Source organism: Streptomyces sp. NPDC049541 (genome assembly GCF_044465725.1).
Lineage (GTDB): Bacteria > Actinomycetota > Actinomycetes > Streptomycetales > Streptomycetaceae > Streptomyces.
In genome coordinates this window covers 23,472-34,876 of sequence record NZ_JBITLY010000024.1, presented here as the reverse complement: position 1 = coordinate 34,876, position 11,405 = coordinate 23,472, and the positions used below count along the sequence as shown (strand labels likewise).

7 protein-coding genes and 1 pseudogene are annotated in these 11,405 nt (G+C 70.5%); 4 read left to right on the top strand and 4 right to left on the bottom strand.

Translation table 11 applies throughout. From position 1 onward, the window contains the following. On the bottom strand, positions 1-613 hold a 613-nt coding region (locus tag ACIBW9_RS42360), incomplete at its 3' end, for a glycosyltransferase family 39 protein (RefSeq protein ID WP_398964172.1). Positions 614-825: 212 nt separating this feature from the next. On the opposite strand from ACIBW9_RS42360, the gene ACIBW9_RS42355 reads away from it, so the two are divergent. Beyond that, positions 826-2,109, top strand: coding sequence for a glycosyltransferase 87 family protein (locus ACIBW9_RS42355; protein ID WP_398964169.1), 1,284 nt, complete (start codon positions 826-828; stop codon positions 2,107-2,109). 79 nt (positions 2,110-2,188) lie between these two features. Then, a complete protein-coding gene (gene galE / locus ACIBW9_RS42350) occupies positions 2,189-3,169 on the top strand; it encodes a UDP-glucose 4-epimerase GalE (RefSeq protein ID WP_398964167.1) in 981 nt (326 codons plus the stop codon). Here galE and ACIBW9_RS42345 read toward each other — a convergent pair. Together ACIBW9_RS42345 and ACIBW9_RS42340 are read right to left on the bottom strand one after the other, a co-directional pair. Next, positions 3,114-3,631: pseudogene (locus tag ACIBW9_RS42345) on the bottom strand (hypothetical protein). The gene galE and the pseudogene ACIBW9_RS42345 sit on opposite strands and share 56 nt — an antisense overlap. Before the next feature lie 69 nt (positions 3,632-3,700). Next, positions 3,701-4,327, bottom strand: coding sequence for a TetR/AcrR family transcriptional regulator (locus tag ACIBW9_RS42340; protein ID WP_398964164.1), 627 nt, complete (start codon positions 4,325-4,327; stop codon positions 3,701-3,703). A 244-nt stretch (positions 4,328-4,571) separates the two neighbouring features. Here ACIBW9_RS42340 and ACIBW9_RS42335 point away from each other — a divergent pair, with 244 nt between their 5' ends. Both ACIBW9_RS42335 and ACIBW9_RS42330 read left to right on the top strand, forming a co-directional pair. Beyond that, positions 4,572-5,486, top strand: coding sequence for an ABC transporter permease (locus ACIBW9_RS42335; RefSeq protein ID WP_398964161.1), 915 nt, complete (start codon positions 4,572-4,574; stop codon positions 5,484-5,486). Next, a complete protein-coding gene (locus ACIBW9_RS42330) occupies positions 5,479-6,285 on the top strand; it encodes an ABC transporter ATP-binding protein (protein ID WP_398964159.1) in 807 nt (268 codons plus the stop codon). The genes ACIBW9_RS42335 and ACIBW9_RS42330 overlap by 8 nt, the downstream gene beginning before the upstream one ends. A 68-nt stretch (positions 6,286-6,353) precedes the next feature. Here the strand turns inward: ACIBW9_RS42330 and ACIBW9_RS42325 are convergent, their stop codons facing one another. After that, positions 6,354-11,297, bottom strand: coding sequence for an NAD-glutamate dehydrogenase (locus tag ACIBW9_RS42325; RefSeq protein ID WP_398964156.1), 4,944 nt, complete (start codon positions 11,295-11,297; stop codon positions 6,354-6,356). Positions 11,298-11,405: the final 108 nt, after the last annotated feature.

Here is an 11,405-nt window from a genome sequence, read left to right as displayed (position 1 = left end):
CCGCCTGGTCCCACCCGGGTGTCACCAGCCAGCCCACCTGCCCCGCCTGCTCGTGCGACACCCACACCAAGGGCAGCAGAAGGACCCCCACCAGTCCCGCCGCCCGCCCCCAGCCCAGCCACACCCGCTTCGGCACCCGCATGAGCGCCAGCGTCAGCGCATGCGCGCACAGCACCAGGACGACCAGTTCGTGCAGCACACAGGTCATGGCGAGGACACCGCCGTACCAGCGCCAACCGTGCCGCGAGCGCCCCTCCACCGCGCGCACCAGCAGCAGTGTCGCCGCCGCCACGCCCGCCGCGACAAGTGCGTACGAGCGACCTTCCTGGGCGTAGTGGCCGGTCATCGGGGTGATGGCGTACAGCAGCCCGGCCCACAGCCCGACCCGCGGACGGACCAGCCGTACCCCGAGCGCCGCGACCAGACCGGCGGCCGCGGCGGCCCCGAGCACGGACGGCAGCCGGAGGACGACCTCACCGGGGTGGACGGCGAGGACGACGTGCATGAACAGGTAGTAGAGGCCGTGCACGGCGTCCAGACCGTGCAGCAGCTGCCAGATCTGCGGCACCGTGCGCCGCCCGACCAGGAAGGTGACGCTCTCGTCGCCCCACATGCCGCCGCGGTCGAGTCCCCACAGGCCGATCGCGAGTATGACGACGGCGGGAACCGCCACGGCCACGATCTCCGCACGCACCCACCGACGGTTCGCCCGCCCCGCGTCCTCGCTCAGCACACGGCTGATTTTCTCCCGTGAAGAGGCTCTTACCGAGCATTGACGGTGTATTAGCAGGCATACACCATACGCCCGGCTTACGATCCGCCGTGATGAACGCCGTGACGAAAGCCGTGATGTCCACCGCCGGAAAGCGCCGGCTCCTCGCCCTCGCCGCCGCCTGGCTCGCCACCCGGGCCCTGATGCTGTGGCTGCTCGCCCACGACGCGGCGCCCCGGCTGGGCGGGGGCTCGGTCGCACGGGAGGTGTGGCACCTGTACCACGACTGGTACGGCACCCTCGCGCACGGCGCCTTTCCCGCCCACGACCCGCTGTGGCAGTACCCGCCCGGGGCCGGCGCGGTGCTGCTGTCGCCCGCGCTGCTGCCGGGCCTGACCTATTTCCAGGCGTTCGTCGCGCTCACCCTCGCCGCCGACGCGGGGATCACGCTGGCGCTGGCCGTCGCGGGCAACCGCCCCGGCCGCAGGCTCCTCGGGGCGGCGCTGTGGGTGGGCGGCCTCCCGCTTCTCCTGCACGTCCCGCTCGCCCGCTACGACGTGCAGGTCACGGCCTTCGCCGTCATCTCTCTGTTGACGTTGCCGCGCTCCACGCGCGCGTGCGGGGTGTTCGCGGCGCTCGGCGCCCTGGTGAAGGTGTGGCCGGCGCTGGTGCTGCTGGGCACGCCGAGGGGGCGTACGACGCGTTCGGCGTGGGCGTGGGCCGCCGTCACCGGGGCGGGGTCGCTCGCGGTCCTCGCGGCGCTGTTCGCCAACCCCTTCGCCTTCCTGCGCCAGCAGGGCGGGCGGGGTGTGCAGATCGAGTCGCTCGGCGGTACGGCGCTCGCCTTCGCGACACACGCCGGGTGGCCGGGGAAGGTGCGCTACCAGTACGGCGCCATGGAGTTCACCGGCCCGCACGTGCGGACCGTCGCGCACCTCTCCCTCGCGCTCACAGCGGTCGCCTTCGCACTGCTGCTCCTGTGGCGGCTGCGGGCCCGGCGCTGGACGCCCGCGACGCCGTACGACGCCGCGCTGAGCGCCGTCCTGCTCTTCACCGTCACCAGCAGGGTGATCAGCCCGCAGTACATGATCTGGCTGCTCGGCCTGGCCGCCGTGTGCCTGACCTCGCGGCACACCGTGCAGCGCCCCGTGGCCGCCCTGGTGCTGGCCGCGACCGCGCTCAGTGCCGTCGCCTACCCGGCCCTGTACGGCCAGGTCATGGCCTGCACCTGGACGGGCTGCGCGCTGATGCTCGCCCGCAACGGGCTGCTCGCCGCGGCCGCCGTGCTCTCCCTGGTCCGGCTGTGGCGCTCCACCCGCCCGGCGTCCGTGACGCCCGCACCCGCGCCCGGACCGGACGCGGTCACCCGCCGCCTCCCACAGCACTCCGGCGCCTAGCACGTACCGGCGGGACTCCACCGCCTGCTGCACCGACTCCGCACCACCACGGGCCAACTGACGAAGGGGACGGCCGCACATGACCTGGCTGATCACCGGCGGCGCCGGATACATCGGGGCGCACGTCGTCCGGGCGATGATCGAGGCGGGCGAGCGGACCGTGGTCTACGACGACCTCTCGACGGGCGTCGCCGAGCGCGTGCCGCGGGGCGTGCAACTGGTGGTGGGATCGACGCTGGACGGCGAGCGGGTCGCACGCGCCCTCGCGGTCCACGACGTCAGCGGGGTCATCCACCTGGCGGCGAAGAAGCAGGTGGGCGAGTCGATGGACCTGCCGCTGCACTACTACCGGGAGAACGTCGAGGGCCTGCGCGTCCTCCTGGAGGGGGTGACCGGCGCCGGCGTCCCGTCCTTCGTGTTCTCGTCCTCGGCGGCGGTGTACGGCATGCCGGACGAGCCCCTGGTGACGGAGGAGACCCCCTGTCGGCCCATGTCGCCGTACGGCGAGACGAAGCTGGTCGGCGAATGGCTGGTCAGCGCGACGGCTCGCGCGACGGGCCTCTCCACCGCCTCCCTCCGCTACTTCAACGTGGCGGGCGCCGCGACCCCCGAACTCGCGGACACGGGCGTCTCCAACCTGATCCCCATGGTCTTCGAGAAGCTCACGGACGACGAACCCCCGCGCATCTTCGGCGACGACTACGAAACCCCTGACGGAACCTGCGTCCGCGACTACATCCACGTCGTCGACCTGGCCGAAGCCCACGTGGCAGCCGCCCGCACGCTCCAGTCCTCGCCGGGCCGCCACCTCACCCTCAACATCGGCCGCGGCGAGGGCGTCTCGGTCCGCGAAATGATCGACCACATCAACGCCATCACCGGCTACAACCGCCCCCCGACGACGACCCCCCGCCGCCCGGGCGACCCGGCCCGAGTAGTCGCCTCCGCAGACCGCGCCACCACCGAACTGGCCTGGAAGTCCAAACACGACGTCCAGGACATGATCACATCAGCCTGGGAAGGCTGGCTACGAACCCACCCGGAGGCGGCGCGGGACTGAACACCGCGCGGGAGTGCGCGCCCTGAAGGCACGGGCTGTGCCGATCGACTGCTGGGCGCGCGACCGCGACCAGCCACCACACACACGACCGCCGGCCCTCGGCCATCAGCGCCAGCACCTCCCGCTCGCGCGGCGTGAGCGAGTCGAGCGGTGAGTCCTTGCGGCAGATGAGGAGTTCGGCGACGACATCGGGGTCGAGCGCCGTAACGCCGGCGGCAACCCGCTCCAGCGCGTCGAGGAACTCGTCGACCCGGCCCACCCGGTCCTCGATCAGATAGCCGAGCCCGCTCGTACCCCCGGCCGCCAGCTCGCGGCGTACGACTCCTCGACGTACTGCGAGAGCACCGCGTCGGGACGGTGCTCCAGGAGCGCGGGCAGGACCTCGGGCCCGGTGCCGGCCACGACCTCGTGTCCGGCGGAGGTCAGCAGCAGGGCGTCGTCCTCGGCGATCACGACTCTCACGGTTCCGCCTCAACTCCGGTCACCGCAGGCCGCGGCTCGCTTTCGGACACCGGCGGTCAGGGCCGCAGCTCACAGCGCCTTGAGGGCCTCCGCGGTGGCCCGCGCCAGTCCCGCCAGGTAGTCCTTCGGCAGCTTCGGGCTGCGGATCACCACCGAGCGCCAGTAGAGGGGCCCCGAGATCAGGTCGAGCGCCAGGTCCTCGTTCAGCCCGCCACTGACCTCACCGCGCTGCGCCGCCGCCAGGATGATCTTGAGGGCCACGCTTTCCTGCCCCTCACGCAGCGTCTTCTGCACGGCCTCGGCGATCTCCGGGTTGCGGGCCGCCTCGGCCTGCAGGTCCGGGATGATCTGCGAGGCCACCGGGTGCCGCAAGGCGCGCGAGGTGACCTCGTAGAGCAGCCGCAGATCACCCTCCAGGGAGCCGGTGTCGGGCGTCGGCAGGCCCAGTACCGCGAGCGCCGAGACGACGTCGAGGACCAGGTGCAGCTTGGAGCGCCAGCGGCGGTAGACCGCGGTCTTGCCGACACCCGCGCGGCGCGCGATCCCCTCGATGGACATCCGCGCATAGCCGACGGCCGCGAGCTCCTCGAAGACGGCCGCACGGATGGCTTCCGTCACGTCCTCCCGCAGTACGGCCGCCCCCGCGGGGGTCCGGCGGCGCGGACGCGTCTGGGGCTCCTCGGCGTTCGTCGTCATGCGGACCAGCATAGGGGCGTTACGACGAAACGGTTGCGTCGTGACGGCCCGGCTCGACGAGCACGTTACGACGAAACGGTTGCGTTCCGACGTCGACGTGTCCTACGCTCACGTTGCGACGATACGGTCCCGTCCCGACGTAAGAAAACGTGAAGAGAAACGTAAGGAAACGCCGGACACCGGACCGTCCGGCCGACGGGCCCGGACGACGCCAGCACCCCTCCCCCGAGTGAAAGCAGCGGATGTGAGCCAGGTCCTCGACACACCGCCCCCGACGCCGGCCCCGGCCGACGACGACCTCGCGGCCCTCGCCGCCCGCCACGGCCTCTCGGTCAGCGGCGCCCGCCCCTCCCTGCCCGAGTACGTGCGGCAGCTGTGGGCCCGGCGGCACTTCATCACGGCGTTCGCCACGGCCAAGCTCACCGCCCAGTACGCCCAGGCGAAGCTCGGCCAGGTCTGGCAGGTCATGACCCCGCTGCTGAACGCGGCGGTGTACTACTTCATCTTCGGTGTCCTGCTCAACACCAAGCGGCACGTGCCGGACTACATCCCGTTCCTGGTCACGGGCGTGTTCATCTGGACGTTCACGCAGAGCTCGATCATGGCGGGCACCCGCGCGATCTCCGGCAACCTCGGCCTGGTCCGGGCGCTGCACTTCCCGCGGGCCGCGCTGCCGATCTCCTTCTGCCTCCAGCAGCTGCAGCAGCTGCTGTTCTCGATGGCCGCGCTCGTCGTGATCCTGCTCTCCTTCGGCGTGCCCCCCGCCTTCTCCTGGTTCCTCGCGATCCCCGCCCTGGTACTGCAGTTCACCTTCAACACCGGCGTCTCCATGATCATGGCGCGACTGGGTGCGAAGACCCCCGACATCGCCCAGCTGATGCCGTTCGTGCTGCGCACCTGGATGTATGTGTCGGGCGTCATGTGGAGCATCGACAAGCTGACCAAGAGCGACCACATGCCCCACGGAGTGACGCTCGCCCTGCAGACCCAGCCCGCCGCCGTCTACATCGACCTGATGCGCTACGCCCTGATCGACAGCTTCCACGCCAAGCAGCTGCCGCCCCACGTGTGGGCGTTCGCGGCCGGCTGGGCGCTGCTCGCCGGGGTCGGCGGCTTCATCTACTTCTGGAAGGCTGAGGAGACGTACGGCCGTGGCTGAGCACACCAGCGAACGCATCCCCACCGTCATCGCCGACGGCGTCGACATCGTCTACCGGGTCAACGGCACCGGCGCCGGGCGCGGCTCCGCGACCGCCGCCCTCAACCGCATGCTGCGCCGTCGGCAGGCCGAGAAGGCGGCCGGCGTCCGCACGGTGCACGCCGTCAAGAACGTGTCCTTCGTCGCCTACAAGGGCGAGGCGGTCGGTCTGATCGGCACCAACGGCTCCGGCAAGTCGACCCTGCTGAAGGCGGTCGCGGGCCTGCTGCCGGTCGAGAACGGCCACATCTACACCGACGGCCAGCCCTCCCTGCTCGGCGTCAACGCGGCCCTGATGGGCGACCTGACCGGCGAGAAGAACGTCTACCTCGGCGGCCTCGCCATGGGCATGTCCCGCGAGGAGATCAGGGACCGCTACGAGGGCATCGTCGACTTCTCCGGCATCAACGAGAAGGGCGACTTCATCACCCTGCCCATGCGGACGTACTCCTCCGGCATGGGCGCCCGGCTGCGCTTCTCCATCGCCGCCGCCAAGGACCACGACGTGCTCCTCATCGACGAGGCGCTCGCCACCGGCGACCGGTCCTTCCAGAAGCGCTCCGAGGGACGCATCCGTGAACTGCGCCAGCAGGCGGGCACGGTGTTCCTGGTCAGCCACAACAACAAGTCCATCCGCGACACCTGCGAGCGCGTGCTGTGGCTGGAGCGCGGCGAACTGCGCATGGACGGTCCGACCGAGGAGGTCATGGCGGCGTACGAGGAGTTCACCGGCGGCGCGGACAAGCCGAAGGCCGCCTGAACACCGCCACCGAAGCGAGGTGCCCCCGAGCCGGCCGGCTCGGGGGCACCTCGCTTTCGTACCGACTGCTACGAGTGCGTCCGCAGCAGGGTGCGCATGGTGCGCATCGCCACCGACAGGTTGGCGAGGTCGAACGTCTCCGAGCCCTGGATCTCCTCCAGCGTCGTGCGCGCCCGGCCCAGGATCGCCGCGTTCTTCTCCTCCCAGGCCTTGAAGCGCTGCTCGGGAGTCGAGGTGCCGTTGCCCACCGCCAGGACGTCCGCGGTGAGCGCCGCGTGCGCCGCGTACAGGTCCTCACGGATGGAGGCGCGGGCCATGGACTGCCAGCGGTCGGCACGCGGCAGTTCGATGATGCGGTCCATGAGCTGGGTGATGTGCAGACGGTCGGCGAGGTCGTAGTACACCTCGGCGACGTCCAGCGGCTCCTTGCCCATGCGGTCGGCCACCGAGACGATGTCGAGCGCCGGGAAAGCGGAGGAGAACCCGGCCACGCGGGTGGCGAGCTCGTCCGGGACGCCGGCGCCGGTCAGCTCGTCGTGGATCTGCTGCCACCACTCGAGGTCCGCGCCGCGCAGCAGCTTGGTGAGCTGCTGCCAGACCTGCTCCACGCGCTCGGCGAAGAAGTCGACCGTCTCGGCGAGCTGCAGTGGCTGCGGCCGGTTGTTGAGCAGCCAGCGCGTGCCGCGCTCCACCAGTCGGCGCGAGTGCAGCCGGATACGGGTCTGGACGGCGGCCTCGACCCGGTTGTCCAGGCCCTCGACCGCGTCCCACACCGGTGCCGAGCAGAAGATCGCCCGGGCCGCGGTCTGCGCCCGCACGATCTCCTCGAGGGAGGCGCCGGTCTCCTCGCGCAGCCGGTGCAGATAGGTCGTACCGCCCGTGTTGACCGTGTCGTTGACCAGGACGGTCGTGGTGATCTCGCGGTGCAGCGGGTGGCTGTCGATGCGGTCGGCGAACTGCTCGCGCAGCGCCGTCGGGAAGTACGCGTGCAGCAGACCGCGCAGATACGGGTCGTCCGGCAGCGAGGTGTGCAGCAGCTCCTCGGCGACCGTGATCTTCGTGTACGCCAGCAGGACGGCCGTCTCGGGGCCGGTGAGGCCCTGGCCGGCGCTGAGGCGCTCGCGGATCTGGCGGTCGGTCGGCAGGAACTCCAGCGCCCGGTCGAGGTGTCCCTCGCGCACCATGTGGCGGATGAACCGCTGCTGGGCGTGGAGCATGTCCTTGGACTGGGCCAGGGCGTTGGCGAGCGCCGTGTTCTGCGCGTAGTTGTTGCGCAGGACCAGCGCGCCGACCTCGTCGGTCATCTCGGCGAGCAGCTTGTTGCGCTGCTTGACGGTCATGTCGCCGTCGGCGACCAGGCCGTTGAGCAGGATCTTGATGTTCACCTCGTGGTCGGAGGTGTCCACGCCCGCGCTGTTGTCGATCGCGTCCGTGTTGATCTTGCCGCCGTGCCGTGCGAACTCGATCCGGCCGAGCTGGGTCAGCCCCAGGTTGCCGCCTTCGCCGACGACCTTGACGCGCAGGTCGGCGCCGTCGACCCGGATCGGGTCGTTGGCCTTGTCGCCGACGTCCGCGTGGCTCTCCGTGCTGGCCTTCACATAGGTACCGATGCCGCCGTTCCACAGCAGGTCCACCGGGGCCTGGAGGATGGCCTTCATCAGGTCGGCCGGGGTCATCTTGGAGACCTTGCCCTCGATGCCGAGGGCCTCGCGGATGTGCGAGTTGAGCTGGATGGCCTTGGCGGTGCGCGGGAACACGCCACCGCCCGCGGAGATGAGCTCGGTGTTGTAGTCGGCCCAACTGGAGCGCGGCAGCTCGAAGATACGGCGCCGCTCGGCGTACGAGGTCTCCGCGACCGGGTTCGGGTCGATGAAGATGTGCCGGTGGTCGAAGGCGGCGACCAGGCGGATGTGCTCGCTCAGCAGCATGCCGTTGCCGAACACGTCACCGGACATGTCGCCGATGCCGACGACGGTGAAGTCCTCGCTCTGCGTGTCGACGCCCAGCTCCCGGAAGTGCCGCTTGACGGACTCCCAGGCGCCGCGGGCGGTGATGCCCATGCCCTTGTGGTCGTAACCGGCCGAGCCACCGGAGGCGAAGGCGTCACCGAGCCAGAAGTTGTACGTCTGGGCGACCCCGTTGGCGATGTCCGAGAACGTCGCGGTGCCCTTGTCGGCGGCGACCACGAGGTAGGTGTCGTCCTCGTCGTGCCGCACGACGTCCGCCGGGGGCACGACCTCGCCGGCCACCATGTTGTCGGTGATGTCGAGCAGCGCCGAGATGAACGTCTTGTAGCTGGCGATGCCCTCGGCCAGCCACGCGTCCCGGTCCACGCCCGGGTCCGGCAGCTGCTTGGCGACGAAACCGCCCTTGGCGCCGACCGGCACGATGACGGTGTTCTTCACCATCTGCGCCTTGACCAGGCCGAGGATCTCGGTGCGGAAGTCCTCACGCCGGTCGGACCAGCGCAGACCGCCTCGGGCGACCTTGCCGAAGCGCAGGTGCACGCCCTCGACACGCGGCGAGTACACCCAGATCTCGTACGCCGGGCGCGGCGCCGGCAGATCGGGGATCGCCTGCGGGTCGAACTTCATGGACACGTACGCGTGCGGCTTGCCGCCCGCCGCCTCCTGGAAGAAGTTCGTCCGCAGGGTCGCCTTGATGACGGTCAGGAAGGACCGCAGGATCCGGTCCTCGTCGAGGGAGGCCACCTGGTCGAGGGCCGCGTCGACCTCTTCCAGCAGCGCGTCGACGATCTCGTGCCCGGCGCGCTGCCGGTCCGGCGACATCCGCGCCTCGAACAGCGAGACGAGAAGCCGGGTGGTGTGGACGTTGTTGCGGAGGGTGTCCTCCATGTAGTCCTGGCTGAAGGTGGAACCGGCCTGGCGCAGGTACTTGGCGTACGCCCGCAGCACCATCGCCTGCCGCCAGGTCAGTCCGGCGCTGAGCACCAGGGCGTTGAAGCCATCGTTCTCCGCCTTGCCGGTCCAGGTGGCGGCGAAGGCGTCCTGGAAGCGCTCGCGGGCGTCGTCGCCGAGGTAGTCGCCGCCGTTCTGCGACCTGGGCATGCGCAGACCGAAGTCGTAGATCCACGCGGTGGTGCGGTCGGTGCAGCGCAGCTCGTACGGCCGCTCGTCCGTCACCTCGACACCGAGCCGGCTGAGGGCAGGCAGCACCGCGGACAGGGAGACCGCCTCGCCCTTGCGGTAGATCTTGAACCGGCGCTCCTCGGGGGCGGCGCCGACGGGCTCGTACAGACTCAGCGAGAAGTCCTGCCCGCTGTCGGCCTGTGCCTCGCTGAGCTGCTCCAGGTGGACCAGGTCCGCGACCGCGGCACGCGGGGTGTGGTCGGCCTTGTAGCCCTCGGGGAAGGCGTTGTTGTAGCGGCGCAGCAGTTCGGCGGCGCGCTCCTCGCCGCATTCGGCGTTCAGCGCCTCGGCGAAGCCGTCGGCCCAGGAGCGGGCGGCCTCCACCAGGCGGGCCTCGATGCGCTCCTTGTCGGCGTCCGACAGCTGCGGCAGCTCGGTGCCCTGCGGGACGCGCACCACGAAGTGCAGCCGGGACAGGATCGACTCGGTGTTCCACGCCGTGAAGTCGACGCTGGTGCCGCCGAGTTCCTCCTTCAGGATGTCGATGATCCTCAGGCGCACACCGGTGGTGTAGCGGTCGCGCGGGAGGTAGACGAGGGCGGAGTAGTAGCGCCCGTACTCGTCCTGCCGCAGGTAGAGGCGCAGCCGCCGGCGCTCCTGCAGATACAGGACGGAGGTGGCGATGGACTCCAGCTCGCTGGCCGGCGTCTGGAAGAGCTCGTCGCGCGGGTAGGTCTCCAGGATCTGCAGCAGGTCACGCCCGTCGTGGCTGTTGGGCGAGAAGCCGGCGCGCTCCAGGACCTCCTCGACCTTGCGGCGGATGACCGGGACCCGGCGCACCGACTCGGTGTAGGCGGCGGAGGAGAACAGTCCGAGGAAGCGGCGCTCGCCGACGACGTTGCCGTCCGCGTCGAACTTCTTGACGCCGATGTAGTCCAGGTACGAGGGCCGGTGCACGGTGGCCCGGCTGTTCGCCTTGGTCAGGACGAGGAGCTTGTGCTCGCGGGCCTTGGCGCGCGCGTCGGCGGGCAGCCGCTCGAAGGAGGGGCTCACCGGGTGGCTGTCGTCCCCGGCGTGGTGCGGGTCGGAGCGCAGGATGCCGAGGCCGGTGCCGGGCACGGCGGCCAGCGAGTCGTCCTCACGCAGCTGGTACTCGCGGTAGCCGAGGAAGGTGAAGTGATCGGCGGACAGCCAGCGCAGCAGCTCGCGGGCCTCCTCGATGTCCTGCTCGCGCAGGTCGGCGGCGACGGGCTCCTCGGGCAGTTCGTCGGCCATGCGCAGCGCCGCGTCCCGCATCTTGTCCCAGTCCTCGACGGCCTCGCGGACGTCGGACAGCACACGCAGCAGGTCGGCGGTGATCTGCTTGAGGTCGCCACGGTCGGTCTCGCGGTCGATCTCGACGTGGATCCAGGACTCGGTGTGCGCGTCGTGCGGCAGTTCGCCGCCCGGCGGCACTCTGAGCACCTCGATGAGCTTGCCGGTGACATCCCGGCGGACGACGATCTGCGGGTGGATGACGACGTGGATCCCACGTCCCTGGCGCGTCAGCTCATTGGTGACGGAGTCGACCAGGAAGGGCATGTCGTCGGTGACGACCTCGACCACGGAGTGGCTGCACGTCCACCCGTTCTCCTCCACCGTGGGGGTGTGGACCCGCACGTTGGCCGTGCCCTGGGGGCGATTCTCGGCCAGCCGGTAGTGCGAGAGCGCGGCTCCGAAGATGTCGACCGGGTCGCGGCCGGTGAGGTCCTCCGGGGCGGTGTGCAGGTAGTAGCGCTGGAGGAACGCGAGCACGGTGTCCCGGTCCGGGGTGCTCCCGTCCGTCGTCCCGGTCGGTAGATGCCCCCCGACCGGGCTGTTCTCAGCTACCCGGGCGGCCCTCTCGAGCAGCTCGGCCTTGGCTTCGTCCAGCTTGGTCTGCATTGTCCTCTGGCTCCTGTCGCGCGCCGTTGCGTGACGTAGAAGGAAGTACGGTCTCTTCCCCTGCGGCTCGACGCCACGGCCCGGGTTCTCCGGTCTGCTCCGACGCTA